At 60.6% G+C, this 15051-nt stretch carries 13 protein-coding genes and 1 pseudogene; 3 read left to right on the plus strand and 11 right to left on the minus strand.

Annotation, left to right across the window (positions count from 1 at the left end):
- Positions 1-149 precede the first annotated feature (149 nt).
- From A8B82_RS08710 to A8B82_RS08740, 7 genes are all read right to left on the minus strand, one after another.
- Positions 150-1196: a c-type cytochrome gene (locus A8B82_RS08710; protein ID WP_067290886.1), complete on the minus strand. Its 1047-nt coding sequence runs from the start codon at positions 1194-1196 to the stop codon at positions 150-152.
- A complete protein-coding gene (locus A8B82_RS08715) occupies positions 1193-1777 on the minus strand; it encodes a cytochrome c oxidase assembly protein (RefSeq protein WP_067290889.1) in 585 nt (194 codons plus the stop codon). The genes A8B82_RS08710 and A8B82_RS08715 overlap by 4 nt, the downstream gene beginning before the upstream one ends.
- Entirely contained in the window at positions 1768-2169 is a 402-nt protein-coding gene (locus tag A8B82_RS08720; RefSeq protein WP_067290892.1) for a hypothetical protein, read from the minus strand. Before A8B82_RS08720 ends, A8B82_RS08715 begins: the two co-directional genes overlap by 10 nt.
- Complete coding sequence (ctaD, locus tag A8B82_RS08725; RefSeq protein ID WP_067290894.1) at positions 2166-4730, minus strand: cytochrome c oxidase subunit I; 2565 nt, start codon at positions 4728-4730, stop codon at positions 2166-2168. Before ctaD ends, A8B82_RS08720 begins: the two co-directional genes overlap by 4 nt.
- Positions 4727-5728 (minus strand): cytochrome c oxidase subunit II, encoded by a 1002-nt coding sequence (locus A8B82_RS08730; protein WP_235604647.1) that lies wholly within the window; start codon positions 5726-5728, stop codon positions 4727-4729. The genes ctaD and A8B82_RS08730 overlap by 4 nt, the downstream gene beginning before the upstream one ends.
- 13 nt (positions 5729-5741) lie before the next feature.
- Complete coding sequence (locus A8B82_RS08735; protein WP_067290897.1) at positions 5742-7142, minus strand: APC family permease; 1401 nt, start codon at positions 7140-7142, stop codon at positions 5742-5744.
- Positions 7143-7209: 67 nt separating this feature from the next.
- Positions 7210-9669, minus strand: coding sequence for a membrane-bound PQQ-dependent dehydrogenase, glucose/quinate/shikimate family (locus A8B82_RS08740; RefSeq protein ID WP_067290899.1), 2460 nt, complete (start codon positions 9667-9669; stop codon positions 7210-7212).
- Between A8B82_RS08740 and A8B82_RS08745 the strand changes: the two genes are divergently transcribed.
- Together A8B82_RS08745 and A8B82_RS08750 are read left to right on the plus strand one after the other, a co-directional pair.
- Complete coding sequence (locus A8B82_RS08745; protein WP_235604648.1) at positions 9668-10282, plus strand: MgtC/SapB family protein; 615 nt, start codon at positions 9668-9670, stop codon at positions 10280-10282. The two genes, A8B82_RS08740 and A8B82_RS08745, sit on opposite strands and share 2 nt — an antisense overlap.
- A 60-nt stretch (positions 10283-10342) precedes the next feature.
- A complete protein-coding gene (locus A8B82_RS08750; protein WP_067290904.1) occupies positions 10343-11371 on the plus strand; it encodes a sodium:calcium antiporter in 1029 nt (342 codons plus the stop codon).
- A 37-nt stretch (positions 11372-11408) separates the two neighbouring features.
- On the opposite strand, the gene A8B82_RS08755 is transcribed toward A8B82_RS08750, so the two are convergent.
- The gene (locus A8B82_RS08755) at positions 11409-12008 is read right to left on the minus strand and encodes an exopolysaccharide biosynthesis protein (protein ID WP_067290906.1); all 600 of its coding nucleotides are present in this window, start codon (positions 12006-12008) and stop codon (positions 11409-11411) included.
- 259 nt (positions 12009-12267) lie between these two features.
- Between A8B82_RS08755 and A8B82_RS08760 the strand changes: the two genes are divergently transcribed.
- On the plus strand, positions 12268-13095 hold the full coding sequence (locus tag A8B82_RS08760; protein WP_067290908.1) for a DUF305 domain-containing protein: 828 nt from the start codon (positions 12268-12270) through the stop codon (positions 13093-13095).
- Between the two features lie 53 nt (positions 13096-13148).
- Here the strand turns inward: A8B82_RS08760 and A8B82_RS08765 are convergent.
- The 3 genes and pseudogenes from A8B82_RS08765 to A8B82_RS08770 all read right to left on the minus strand — a co-directional run bounded on the left by A8B82_RS08765 (position 13149) and on the right by A8B82_RS08770 (position 14983).
- Positions 13149-13698, minus strand: a pseudogene (locus tag A8B82_RS08765) (DDE-type integrase/transposase/recombinase).
- Positions 13695-13931: a hypothetical protein gene (locus A8B82_RS23920; RefSeq protein WP_138069714.1), complete on the minus strand. Its 237-nt coding sequence runs from the start codon at positions 13929-13931 to the stop codon at positions 13695-13697. The pseudogene A8B82_RS08765 and the gene A8B82_RS23920 overlap by 4 nt, the downstream one beginning before the upstream one ends.
- A 92-nt stretch (positions 13932-14023) precedes the next feature.
- A complete protein-coding gene (locus A8B82_RS08770) occupies positions 14024-14983 on the minus strand; it encodes a LysR family transcriptional regulator (RefSeq protein ID WP_067290910.1) in 960 nt (319 codons plus the stop codon).
- Positions 14984-15051: the final 68 nt, after the last annotated feature.

Consider the following 15051-nt stretch of genomic DNA (forward strand, 5'->3'; position numbering starts at 1 on the left):
CGAAGGGCGGCGATTTCACTTCATTTCAACGTCTTGAGTCGTTTGCAAATAGAACCACTATTGGCGGAACGCCTCAAACCCTTGAAATTTCGTGAAATCGCCGCTGAGCATATTTGATTAATGGGTCCAGAGCCTAGGCCTGTGGACATTCATTTACCATCCCCTGCGGGTGCCAGCCCCGCGAACCAGTCTGCCAGTGTGGTGATCTCGGCGTCGCTCAGGTTCTGGGCGGCCTTGGTCATCAGCTTGGCGCGCACCCCGCCGCCACGCTGGCCGTCGCGCCACAGCTTCAGCTGGCTTTCCATATAGGCACGACTTTGCCCCGCCAGCACCGGCGCAATCGGCGCATCCGCTGCACGTCCGGGGCCGTGACATTGTGTGCAGGCGGGCACAGCGTCGGTGCCGCGCATCGCCAGCCGCGCACCTGCATGATCGGTTTCGGCTGCGTCTGCGGCCTGCGCGCTGGCCACCTGTGCCACGCCATACCGGCCCGCGATGCGGTCGATCTGCGCATCGCTCAACCCCGATGCGGCCTCTTGCATGATGCCGCTGCGGCGCGTGCCGTCGCGGTATTGGACCAGCGCCTGCGTGATCTGGTCGGGCGTCAGGATGTCCAGCCTTGGCACATAGGTATTGACGCTTTTGCCCTCCTCGCCGTGACAGGCAGAGCAACGGACCGCACCCGATCCGTCCCCCGCCAACGCGGTCTGGTCTTGCGCCGTCATGTCTGGCACCGCGTTCAAATAGGCCACAACCGACCAGATCTCATCGCCGCGTCCGTCTGCGGGCCAATGGGGCATTCCGCTCATCTTCACACCTTGTTCGACGATCCAGAACATGTGCTGCGGCTCCCACTGCAACACAGCCTCGGAGATATGGGGCGGCGGCGGGTTCATCGACAGTGCCGTTGCGCTGCGCGGCTGGCCCGGTGCCGCGTGGCAAAAGGCACAGGCGCTCTGAAAATGCAGCGCGCCCAGCTTGATGCGGTCTGGGGATGTGATGTCGTCCGGCACCTCTTTGGCCTCCGGCGCGCGCAAACGCACCGATTGTTTGAACGTGGTGTGCAATACCCAGCCCACACCGGGCAAATGCCCCTGCCGTGCCGACACGTTATACAGGCCAAAGCCCACAACCGCCGCGGTGGCGATCACGCCACAGACCGCCAGCGCCGCCAGTGTCAGAAGCACCAGTCTCATGCCAGCCCCCTTTCGTCATCCAATGCCCGCGCCACCAACACCAGCCCCGCCACCAGATAGACCGGCGTACCGATCCCCAGCATCAGCAGCCCGCCCAGTTGCTGCGCATCCAGATCAGGCGCACGCCCGCAGATTTCCGCATAAAGATCGCGCGGCGCCAGAATGATCAGCGCGCCAAGCAACGTCATGTGCATCGACGTCAGCAGCAAGCCACCCGCCCCCGCCAGCGGCTGGTCCGCACGCAGGGCACCGGCCCAGACCAGAAGGCCCGCGATGGCAAAGCTGCCCTGCTCCAGCACCAGACCCGCGCCGCCGCCGTCGGCCCAGCCGTGCAAGCCCGGCAGATGCCAGCCCCAGACCACCACAAATTCCACCGCCGCCCCGGCCAGCGGCGACAGGGCAAAGAGTCGTGTGGCCTGGGGAAAGCCCACCACCAGCAGCGGCGTGACGATGGCCACCAGCCCCATATGCCGCAGCATGTGATGCGGAAAATCCGCTCCCGCCCAGGCACCCAGCGGCAACAGCCACAGCACAGCCAGAACCAGCAGGCCCACGTATCCCAACACGGCCCTCAACGACATGTCCCGATCAGCAGAACCGGCAGGGCGACATAGGACACCCCGATGAACGAAATCACCGCCAGCAGAAACGCCGCATGTCCCAGAAACTGGTGGCGGTCCTCGCCGGTGCCCTGATCGTTTTCCCAGTCGCGGTCACGCAACAGATCCCACTGGCGCCACGACTGCCAGCCCAGCCACGCAATCGCGACAAGCGCCACCCCCGTCCCGATCCCGATGCCCAGCCGCAAGCCCTCCACAAACCCGGTGCCGCCCTTGGCGCAGATCAACGCCGTCGCACCGTAGGAGGCGGCGAAATGGACCGCCCAGATCAACGGGCCAAAGGTGATCCGCCACAGGCTGCCCGCCTCGGAGCGGAATTCGCGGGCGTCTTCGTTCTCGGTGATCCTGGTCATGGCAACCACCCCGGCACCAGCCCCAGCAGGGCCGTGGTCACCACAACCTTCAGCGCAACAAAGTGCCAGTACAGCGTGACATTGCGCAGATCCGCATCATGGCGCGGCGTGACCTTGCCAAAGATGCAGCCTGCCAAGCAATAGCACTGCATGATGATGCCCGCGCACAGATGCACCGTCAGCCAGACCATCAGCGCCCACAGGATCGCCGGATAGACATGCGATACCGGATCCAGATCACGCACCGCCAGCCAGGCGGCCCCGCCCGCCGCTGCCGCGCTCAATGGCGCAATCACCAGCGCCAGCCGCGCCAGCATCACTTTGCCACGCCGGTTGACCTCGCGGGCCAGCAAGGTTGCAGCCCAGGCCAGAACCCCCAGCACTGCCGCCGCCGCCACCCATGTTCCCACCGCATGACCCGCATCGACAGGCGGGAAATCGGGGCGCGCGGTCCAGTAGAAAAAGAACCCGAACACAATACTGGCAAAGGCCGTTGCATCGCCCAGCATGGTAATCCACATGCCCCACCAGCCCACCGCATCCGGTCCCGACACATAATTCGGCAGACGCAGGCCCAATCCGGCCGCGCGCATCTCGTCCTTCGGCGGGCGCGCGGTGCTGGTCCACAGCCAGTACATCACGCAGACAACGGCAAAGGCACCGCAGACAATCGCGGGTTTGTAGATATGGAACGTCGGAAAGATGAACGCGCCGCCGGTAAAGATCGCGGCCCAAATGGTGATCCACGCCGGGCCGGTGACCCGCTGCACATAGATCGGTTTGGCATCAATCACCGATGTTATGATCGTTTCGCGCTGGTGGTCCGGCGCATCGGCCAGGTAATAGCGGCCCGCGTCCATGCGCGCGACCAGATCGGTCTGGTCCCACAACGGGTAGCGTGACGTGATATAGGGCACCGACCGCACACCCCAGGCCTCTTCGGGGATGTCATGGGCAAATTCCAGCGTCCCTGCGCCCCACGGATTGCGCGGGATTTGCCCCTGCCGCGACTTGGGCCGCAGCATGTCATAGACGAACACCGCAAAACCCGCGGCAATGACAAAGGCACCAAGCGTCGAAATCAGATTCAGCGTCCCCCATCCCGCGCTTTCGGGATAGGTGAATACCCGCCGCGGCATGCCCATCAGTCCGGTCAGATGCATCGGCAGGAAGGTCACGTTGAAGCCAGTAAAGATCAGCCAGAAGGCCCAGCGGCCCAAACGTTCTGACAACAGCTTTTTGGCAAAGAACGGGTAAAAGTAATAGACCCCCGCTATCACCGGAAAGACCATGCCTCCGAACAATGTGTAATGCAGATGCGCCACGATGAAATAAGTGTCATGCGCCTGCCAGTTGAACGGTACGATGGCCAGCATCACGCCCGTCAGCCCTCCCGCCACAAAGATGGCCAACGCACCCGCGATCCACAGCATTGGCAGGGTCATCTTGACCCGCCCGACCATCAACGTGGCGATAAAGGCGAACAACTGGATGCCGGTGGGGATCACCACCGCCTCGGAAGCGGCGGAAAAGAACCCCAGTGACATCTGCGGCAAGCCAGTGGTGAACATATGGTGGACCCACAGCCCGAAGCTGAGGAACCCGGTGCCCACCGCCGACAGCACGATCCACGAATACCCCACAATCGGCCGCCGGGCGACGGTTGGCACGATCATCGCCGCAATGGCGATGGACGGCAGGAAAACGATGTAGACCTCGGGGTGGCCGAAAATCCAGAACAGGTGTTGCCACAGGATCGGATCGCCACCGCGTTCGGGGTCAAAGAATGGCCAGTCGAACGACCGCTGCAATTCGAACAGGAAATCGCCCGCAATCAGCGGCGGAAAGGCAAACAGGATCATGCCGCCCACCACTGTCACATACCACGCATAAAGCGGCATGATGTTCACCCGCATTCCGGGCGGACGGCATTTCAGCGCGCCCACGATCAGCTCGACCGCAGCAGCGATGCTGGCGACCTCGATGAACGACAGGCCCAACAGCCAGATGTCGGGGCCGACGCCTTCCTCTTTGGTGGCGAGTGGTGGGTACATGAACCACCCCGCCTTTGGCCCTGCGTCGAACAGAAGCGAGCCCATGACGAAACAGCCGCCGATCAGGAAACACCAGTAACCGTAGGCAGACAGGCGTGGAAACGGCATGTCGCGCGCGCCGAGGAAGGCAGGCAGCAACAGGATACTGATCGCCTCGAACATCGGGACGGCGAACAGGAACATCATCGCCGATCCGTGCATGGTAAAGAACTGGTTGAACCGGTCCGCATCCAGAAACGTGTTGCCCGGAAAGGCCAGTTGCACCCGCATCGCCAGCGCCAAAAGCCCGGCAAGCAGCATAAACCCAAAAGCGGTCAGGGCGTACCAGACGCCCACCTCGGTGTTGTTCACCGCCGAGATGTAACGCCACCCCTGCGGTGTTTTCCATGCCGCGCGCAGCTCGGCCTTGCCGCGGTCCTGCTCTTCGGACGTCACCGGTTCGTTCAGCATGTCCTCGGTCGGAGGATAGGTCCCCTCGGCCACGGGAAGCGGTGCAGGTCGTGTCATTCCAACCCTCCCAGATAGGCGGCAAGCGCAGTCAGATCGTCGGGCGGCAGGTGGTCATAGCTGGGCATGGCAACCTCTGGTTTCAGGGTCTCGGTATGGGCAATCCAACTGGCAAAATCGGGGGCCTCCACGCCAAGGATACCGGCCCCCAGCGACAGGCGGCTGCCCACATGGGTCAGATCCGGCCCCACCTGCCCCACGGCCTGCGTGCCGCGCACGGTGTGGCAACCGCCGCAACCTTCGCGTGCAAACACCTGGGCACCGCGTGTGGCGTCCTCGCCCTGGGGCGCGGCGGCATCCTGCGCCTCGGCGGCCAGCCAGGCCTCGAAATCCGCAGGGGCCATCGCCACGGTCTCAAATGCCATCAGCGCATGGGACGCACCGCAAAATTCTGCGCATTGCCCGCGATAGGTGCCCGCCGCCTCGGGCAACAGCGACAGATAAGTCTCGCGGCCCGGAATCATGTCCGCCTTGCCGCCAAGTGCGGGCACCCAGAAGGCGTGGATCACCCTGTGCGCATTCAGCACCAGCCCGGTGCGCGCGCCCACCGGTAAACGCAATTCGTTGGCTGACGTGACACGGCCGCCATCGGGCAGCTCGTACTCGACCCGCCACCACCATTGCTCGGCGGTGATGTGCACCCGCAAGCCTTCATCCGCCTCGCGCGGGGCCTGCATCAGCGGCAGGCTGTACACCAGCAACCCGCCCAGCAACACGACAGGAAACAACACGCCGCCGCCAACAATCAGCCCCTCGGCCAACCGCCGCGACATCTCGCGCGGGTTGATCCGCGTCACATAGACGAACAGCCCGCCCACCAGTAGCCACAGCACCAGCGCGCCGACAAACATCACCCGCGCCAGATCATAGAGCAGCAGCGCATCGCGCCCCGACGGGTTCAGCACCGATTGCCGCCCCTCGCCACAGGCAGACAACAGCAGAACGCCGGCCAAAGCGACCAGCGTCCATGCCCGCAAGGGCCAGGTACGACGGGTCAAGAACACCCCCGCATCACTGTGCCAACTCGCTCATATCATCTCCTCCGGGTGTCTGTCCTTTTGATCGCATGTAAAAAACGGTCGCCCCCCAAAGCACCACACCGATTCCCAGCAGAATGCCCGCAATCAAATACTGCACCGGATCGCGCCCCGTCCAAGGCCCGACAAAAAACGCACAGCTTGCCGCGCCAAGATAGGGCAGCCCCAGCGGCGCGGTGAAATGGTCATGATCGACCTTGTCACTGCGCAGCACCAACACCGCCACGTTGACCACCGCAAACACGGCCAGCAACAAAAGCGCTGTGGTCCCGCCCAGATCGGGCACCGCCCCCACAAAGGTGATCAACCCCGCTGCCAATGCCGTGGTGAACAGGATGGCCACCCACGGCGTCTGACGGTTTGGCAACACCCGCCCCAACACATTGGGCAGCACTTTTTCCTCGGCCATACCGTACAACAACCGCGACGCCATCAGCATGTTGATCAGCGCGGAATTGGCCACCGCGCACATGGTGATCACCCCGAATACGCCCAGCGGGAACCACGGCGCGCCGGCCTCGACGACCTTCAGCAAAGGCGTGGCACCTTCGCTCAGCTCATCGGCATCCACCAGCGCGATCGCGGTCACCGACACCAGCAGGTAAATCACCCCCGTAATCAGCAGGCCCGACAGCAGCACCTTGGGAAATATCCGCGACGGATTCTTGGATTCCTCTGCCATGTTGACCGAATCCTCAAACCCCACCATCGCGAAAAACGCCAGCGTGGTGGCGGCGATCACCGGCCAGAACAAACCCTTGTCACCTTCACCGCTGCTGAAATCAAAGGCACGGCCAAAATCCCCCTGCCCGCCTGCCAGGGCCCACGCGCCGATCAGGATGATGATGACCAGACCGGTCAGTTCAATGCAGGTAAACACCACGTTCATCTTCACGCTTTCGCCCACCCCGCGCACATTCACCGCCGCGATCAGCGCCATAAAGGCCAGCGAAACCACGGTCACGCCAAATGCGCCGCTGCCCATTCCCGCCGTCTGGGTAAAGTTCTCGGAAAAGGCGCGCGACGCCGTCGACGCCGAGGTGATGCCCGATGACATCACGGCAAAAGCCACCAGAAAGGTGAGGAAATGTACGCCAAAGGCCTTGTGCGTATACAGCGCCGCCCCCGCTGCGCGGGGGTATTTCGTAACCACTTCAAGATAGCTGCACGCCGTTACCGTCGCCAGAACAAAGGCCACAAGGAAGGGTAACCAGACCACGCCGCCCACCTCTCCGGCCACCTTGCCCGTCAGCGCGTAAATGCCCGTGCCCAGCACGTCGCCCACGATGAACAACAGCAACAGTCCGGGCCCCATCACGCGCTTCAGCTTGGTGTCGCCATCCCTTGTTGATGACCCTGACTCTGTGTCCGACATATCCACCCCTCCTCCGACGATACAGGACCAAAAAGGCCCCCCCGCCGGATAGCAGGGGGGTCAGATTTTATTCTTCGGGAAGCGCATAGGCGATGATCTGGTCGCCCACCTCGGTTTCCATAAAGTGATGCCCGCCGGGATAGATCACGACATATTGGCGTCCGTCGACCTCATAGGTCATCGGGGTGGTTTGACCGCCCGCGGGCAGATCGACCTGCCACAGCTCTTTACCGGTTTCGGTCGCAAAGGCGCGCAGCTTGTCGTCTGTGGTGGCGGCCACAAAGGTCACCCCGCCCGCCGTGGTGATCGGACCGCCATTGTTCGGTGTCCCGATGGTCAGCGGCAGCATCGACGGAATGCCGAACGGCCCGTTGTTTTCGGCTGAGCCGAACGGCTGGTCCCACAGGGTTTCGCCTGTGGCCAGATCAATGCCCCTGATCCAGCCATAAGGCGGTTCGGAACACAGCATGCCGGTGAAGGGCACCCGCCAGCCCGCATTCACTTCGATGGCATAGGGCACGCCTTGCATCGGCCCCGCCTCGCCACCTGCATCACTGAACGGTTTGACACCGCGCCGGTCAGCCTCTTCGCGCGGGATCAGTCGGTTGTAGTTCGGCATGTCGTTGTAGTTGGCAATCAGAATGCCGCGCTCGGGGTCGACAGACACACTGCCCCAGTCAGATCCGCCGTTATAGCCGGGGTACTGGATGAAGGGTTTGTCTGCCGATGGCGGTGTGTATTGCCCAGCATAGTTGGCACGATGGAACTGGATGCGGCACCATAGCTGGTCAATCGGGCTCATGCCCCACATATCCTTTTCAGTCAGTGGCGGCTTGTTCAGGTTCGCATAGCCGGAATAGGGCTGGGTGTCAGAGATATACGCTGGCTCGACACTGCCCAGCTTGGGCACGGGGCGTTCTTCCACCGGAAACAGGCTTTCTCCGGTTTTTCGGTTCAGCACATAGATCTGACCCTGTTTCGAGGGCAGGATCAACGCTGGAACCGTGCCGCCGTCAGTCGGGAAATCGACCAGCGTCACCTGACTGCCCAGATCGTAGTCCCACACGTCGTTATGTACGGTCTGGAAATGCCAAATCTCCTCGCCGGTGCTCGCATCCAACGCCACCAGCGAGGTTGCATATTCATTCTCTGCGGCGCTGCGGTCGCTGCCGTAATAGTCGCTGGAGGAATTGCCCAACGGCAAATAGACATGGCCCAACTCCTGATCACCTGAGGCCATCGTCCACATATTCGGCGTGCCACGGGTATAGGTCTCGCCTTCGGCAGGGGCGTCGATGGCACCCCCCTGCCCCAGATCCCACGCCCACAGCATGTCGCCCGTGACCACGTCATAGCCGCGGATCACGCCCGAGGGCGCATCGTTGGCTTCATTGTCACTGACCTGCGCGCCAATCACCGCCACGCCGCGCACAATTGTCGGCGGGGCGGTCACCGCATACCAACCGGGAACCGTGTCACCGATGCCATTGTTTAGATCGACCATGCCGGCGTTGCCAAATTCGGGACAAAGCTGGCCGGTGTCTGCATCAACCGCAATCAATCGCGCATCCAGCGTGCCGACAAGAACGCGGGCCGCACACAGCGTGTCAGGGTCCACATCGTCCCGCGCATGATAGGCCAGACCACGGCAGGTGGCCCCGTAGGGAATCGCATCTTCCGAGACCTGCGAGTCATAGCGCCATTCCTCAAGCCCGGTGGCGGCGTCCAGCGCCAAGACTTGGTTCATTGGCGTGCAGACAAAAAGCGTATCGCCAACTTTCAGGGGTGTGTTTTCCGGTGAATATTCTCCGTCTGCCGCTTCGGTCGGCATATCGCCTGTGTGAACCGACCAAGCCACCTGCAACTGTCCTACGTTCTCGGTGCTGATCTGTGTCAGCGGGGAATGCCGTTCGCCATGAATGTTGCCACCGTAGACCGGCCAATCCTCACCCGCTTCCAGCGACCTGCCCTGCGCGCGCAATGCCTCGGTTACGGTTGCGTCGTCAGGTACCTGTGACCCGTCCGCCCCACCCGATGTGTCCTGGGAGATTTGAGGTGTATCTTCCTGCGCATGCAGCGGCACTGCGCTACCCGTCACAAGTGAGAGCCCCAGCCAAGCCGTTGCCACCGCCGCCGTTAGCCCGTTCAACCTGCGAGAATGCAGCACGGGCAGCGTGATCAATACGAAAAACAGCAACACCGTGGGCGCAACCAATCTTGGCTCCAGCGCCCACCAATCCGAAGCAGGTTGCCACCCGTCCAGGGTCACTTCCCAAATTCCCCAGATCAACGTACCAACCCAGACCGCAACAAACAGCAGCACCCCGCTGCGGCGTTTCTTAGTCAGCGAGGCACCGGAAACAACCAACAACACGCCCGTGATCGCATAATACCAAGAACCTCCGAGAGAAATTAGCCAGACACCGCCCGCGGCCAAAACCAGTCCGATTGCCAGCACGACAATGCCTATAAACACAACGTACCATTCGAATCCGGATCGGGTGCGCGGTGTGCGGTCGCCAGACATGTCATCTCTCCCTAAACTAAAAAAATCAGGGCGCAGGGGCCCATCCTCTCTCTTTTCCGGAACGCACGGCTTTGCGTTTGGTTCCCCTGTGGCGTGTGGTGGGGAACTGAAAGCGGTGCTGGAGTGTTGCTTCGCCATGGCGGAAATCTTGAATGAACTTTCAACCGAAATCGCGGGTCACAGCTTGCTGGCATGGCCTGTCGTGGTTTTTCGGATCATCGGCGCTGTGATATTGTCATCCCTCATCGGGTTTGAACGCGAAAGCAAGGATCATGCGGCCGGCCTTAGGACGCACATGTTGGTCGGCCTTGCGGCGTCATGTTACTGCCTGCTGGCACTTGATCTTGTCGGCAGAGATTTCGGGGACAACGTGCGCCTCGACCCGATCCGCATGATCGAAGCCGTGACAGGTGGCGTGGCGTTTCTGGCAGCGGGTTTGATCGTATTTACACGCGGCGAGGTCAAAGGTCTCACAACCGGTGCCAGCCTCTGGCTGGTTGCGGCCATCGGTACGGCAGCAGGCCTGGGGGTATGGTTGATCGCCTTGCTGGCCACCGGTCTCGCTCTTTTCATTGTGGGTGTGCTCAAGTCTCTGGAAAAACGGACAGAGTGAGCCCGCCCGGGCCGGAGAGAGCGCCCTAATTTCACGGCACAGAACCAAGGACTTATCCGAATGCCTGATCTGTCATCCCTCTCCTTATGGCCCACAACGCTAATTTTTCTGGCCTCGACTCTTGCTATCGGGATCGCAGGCTGGCGGCTGTCCGGCGTGGCGGATGAACTGGCCGATCGTACCGCCATGGGTGAGGTGGTGGCAGGTGCGCTGTTTGTGGGTGCCGCTACCTCTCTTCCCGGTGCGGTCACATCCGTCTCGACCGCGGCGCAGGGGGCCGCGGACCTGGCTGTCGGCAACGCGTTTGGAGGGCTGACCGCGCAGACCGCTTTCATCGCGGTGGCCGATCTATTTTACCGCCGCGCCAATCTGGAACATGCCGCAGCCAGCCCCACGGGTCTGGCTCAGGGGGCGTTGCTCATCACCTTGCTGACGGTCCCGCTGATCGCCGCCTCTGCTCCGGATTGGACGTTCTGGGGTATCCACCCCGCCACGCTGGTAATTCCTGTAACCTACGGTTTCGGGTTGCGCCTGTTGGGGCAAATTCAGGATACTCCAATGTGGAACCCGGTACAGACAGACGAAACCCGCGAAGAAATCTCCGACATCGAAGACAAGCCAACCGGGCACATGCGCGGGCTCTGGCTGCGGTTTGTCGGTTTTGCGTCCATCACGGCGGTGGCGGGATACACGATTGGCGAAAGTGCGATCGGCCTGGTTGAACTGACCCCGCTTGACGGCACGGGCGTTGGTACGATTTTCGCGGGCGTGGCCAATTCGTTGCCCGAGCTTGTGACCGCCATCGCAGCCGTTCGCATCGGAGCCGTCAGCCTAGCAATGGGCAACATCATTGGTGGCAATGCGTTCGAGGTCATGTTTCTGGCGGCCGCCGATCTGGTCTATGACGGAGCAATCTACCATGAGATCGATGCCACCCAGCGCGGCACCGCGCTGATCGCTATGACCATGACCGGCGTTCTGCTTTTGGGAATGCTGCGCCGTCAGAAGCACGGGCCGGGCAACATCGGTTTTGAAAGCGTCATCGTCCTTGGACTTTATTGTTTATCGGTCGCGCTGGTTATCCTGTGATCCGCGGCCGAGATGCAACAACGCGCAATCTTTGGGGTCAGCCCAACGGTCCGCCAAACGATATGCTCACCGCAACACCCAGTCCGACAACCGCCGTCGTTAGGGCCGCCAGCATCAATGCGCCATCCCGGACCGAAATTGCCAGCCCCACGAGGGCGATGGCAGCCATGGGTGCCGTGCTGGCAAACGGAACAAGCTCCAGAAAGGGAACCGTCAGGCACAGGGCCATGACGAAAAAAGCGGCCATGCGTGTGGCAACGGGTCCGGCAAAGCGCGTCAGCCTGCCGTGGAACCATTTGTCCAGCCAGTTTGCCACAGGGCGCATCTTTGACAGTGCAGTGTGCAAAGTCTTGGACCGAATGGCCTGATTTTTGAGTATCTGCGGCGACCACATGTGGCGACGGCCCATTGCGATCTGCGCCGCGAAAAGCGCAATGATACAGGCCAACAGGGTCGGAACCCCCGGTATCCCGCCGATCGGCGACATTTCGATAAGCGCAGGGATGATCAGGAACGGGCCGAACCCCCTATGCCTCATTGCCTCCATAAGTTGTCCCAGGGTCACGCTGTCGCCGGTTTCGCCAGCCTCGCACAATTCGTCGAAAATCGCATTCACCGTTGCATCGTGTTTTGCCATGTGTGGGGGTCCTTGTTGTTCCTCCGTGTGCACATGAAACTGGAACAGCGCCGGTGCAAAATTGTTCCATAAGACGCGGCGATGTGAAGGCGCCGCGCAATGGCAACCCCGGCGGCTTGCCGAAGACAAAGTCGGTCTTCCAGGCCTGCGCGCCGGAACAATCGGGGGGCTTCCCCGTTCCCACCCCAGATTTGCGCGAAATGCGACCAGCAGTTCTGATGGACTGTTGTTCCAATATCGCATGACAAAGGAGAAAGTGATGACCTATGCCCGTTTTACGTTAATGATCCTTACCTCTACCGTGGTCATGTTCGTGTTGATGTATCTGAACACTTACGCAGCCGAACATATCTTCTTCAGCGAAACCAGAGTTTTCATGGCTCTTCTGATGGGGGCCACAATGGCTTTTGTCATGCTTGCTTTTATGGCACCGAAGTATCCAAGCCGCAGGGTCAATATCGGGATTTTCGCAGGCAGCATCGTGATCTTCTGTATTTCGTTGTGGTTGGTGCGCAGCCAGATCACAGTGGGCGGGGAGAGCTATATGCGGGCGATGATTCCGCACCATTCCATCGCCATCATGACCTCGGAGCGTGCGCATATAGAGGATGCGCGCGTTGCCAAGCTGGCACGCAGCATCAGTGGCGCGCAGAAAAAGGAAATTTCCGAGATGCGGGCGCTGATCGCGGAGCTGGACGCCGGTCGCACTGTCGCCCAGGTTTACGAAGACCCTGCGCCGCAAGTCGGCACGCTGGAGGATGCGCTAAACAATACTCTTCTGTCCAAACTTGACCTTGCGCCGCTGACGGCGGATCAGGCAGGCAGCTTGGCTCCCGAGGGGGACATCTGTGTTTTTCGCCGGACTCGCACCGAAATTCCGATCCTGATCGCCGCAGCCGATGGCAGCTCTGCTGTTACCAGCCTGAATGGGGTGATCTTGCCGCTGGAAGCCGAAGATGGGGGCTATGGCACGGACGGGCTGAGCGTAACGGTTGCTCCGGTCGACGATTGGCGCGCAGACAGTGTTTTGACCTTCACGCTTGAGCCGGGTCCAGTGGGTATTTATCGGGGCTTCTGGTCTTGCTGACGGTTCTGTCGCAAACTATTTGACGGTCGAATACGACCTTTCTCTGGACACGTTTATCCTGCGAGTGCCGCAAACTGCTGGAATGCGGAGAATTCGTTGCCGTCGCGTTGGCCCACTTGGATCATGTGGGCGGTCTCGATCCCAGCCAGCGCCTGCGTCGGCTGAATGAAAGGCCTTGAAGCCAAGCAAAGGCCGCGTGAGCCGCGGTATGAAGCGGTGTTCCTGTTCCATAAGATGATTGATGTATTTGAGCTGAAAGATCTTGATTTTGCTACCAGAATTCGTGAACTGCAGGAAGATGTTGACACATTTCAGTGCTGCCAGATTAGCGCCGCTCTTGTCGATGACAACTCAATTTGGCACGCCATTGGTCCCGATCGCGCCCTTGAAAAACCGCAGCGCCGCAGCGCCGCAGCCTTGCCGCGACGATCAGTGGCGTATACTTTACTACCCCACGGTTCAGGGTAGCATCGTCCACCTTGGCTCCCCGTGCGGCCATGATCTCCTCCAGATAACGGTAGGAAACGGCATATCGAAAATAGAAAATACCGCGTAAAGGATGATGGATTTGCGATAGTGGCTGCCTTTGAAGCTAATCGTCACGATCTGGGACGCAGCCGGCAGTTCGAAGAAGCGGCATCGAACCGCGACAGATCCAAAAGCCTCACGAGGTCGTCGTTACCGCCGTCGCCAGAAAACTCGTGAGTATCGTGAATGCTCTCTGCAGATCGCGTACGCTTTCCACCTTGATCGAAAAAAAGAGGTGGTCCGGGAAGTCTGAACAGTTGAGTTTGGTGGATTTTCTGCTCCTGATCCGGCGGTTTGGCATCGGGCATGGCCGTCCCCATCAGACTCCCAAAGCCAGATCAGATGCGGGCACCAACTTGGCAGTACCCAGTTTACGAAAGGATCAAATAAATGCCGTCGGTCAAACGCTATATGTGCGGTCTGCAATCGACACATTGTCCATCTCAGCATTGAGCATATCCAATAGCGTCAGTTCCGCCCGGTTCATGCTGCGCTTGGGGTTGGTCAACATGTGAATATCCACCGCAGGCAGTGATTTATAGGGCGGCAGTTGCCACAATCGGCCCAGATGCACATCCTTTAGTGCCACATGCACCGGCAAGGCCCCGATCCCGATGTTGGACATGATCATGCGACGGACTTCGGGCAGGTTCGGCGATATCCCCTTTGAAACAACCCGCATCCGCAAACGTCGGCGCAACCGCGCGACATCCGACAATGGTCCGCCAAGCTCATCGGTCTGGAAAGAGACGGTGTTTTCATCTTTCAGTTCCGAAAGGTCGATGTCATCGCAGCCAAATAGACGGTGCGAAGGGCCGCAGAAGAAGCCAAAATATTCCCGGTAGATCACCCGCGTGTCCAACCCATCTGGGATGCCATTCAGCAAACAAATTCCAAATGTCGCGCGGTTCTGCTGCAAATGCGCGATGATATCCGGGCTGTCCATGGTTGAAATGACATATGTCACCTCTGGATACAGCCCATTGAACCGCTCCAGCACCGCGTCGAAATGAGGCGACACAACATGGCTTGCCGCCGCGATGCTGATTTGGCCCGTGACCTGGTCTTCCAGCCCGCTCACAAGGTCGGGCAATTGCGCCACCGCGCCGAAAATTGAACTGGCCTCGGCATAGAGCACCTTACCTGCCGGAGTGACGCTGAAATGCTTGGGCGACCGATTGACCAGTTTGTGCCCAGTCGCATCTTCTAACCGCATCAGCGCCGCGCTGATGGTGGGCTGTTTCAGACCCAGAAAATGTGCGGCCGCTGTGATCCCGCCCTCGTCCACTATCACCATGAAGGTGCGCAGAAGGTTCCAATCCAGATTCCAGGGAAAGCGCAGTTGATAAGATTTAAGCATAGATATGATCAATCACAGCTATTCGGAATATCTATTTGCCCTATGACCGAGCAAGTTGCAACCTGCCC

Source organism: Sulfitobacter sp. EhC04 (genome assembly GCF_001650875.1).
Classification (GTDB): domain Bacteria; phylum Pseudomonadota; class Alphaproteobacteria; order Rhodobacterales; family Rhodobacteraceae; genus Sulfitobacter.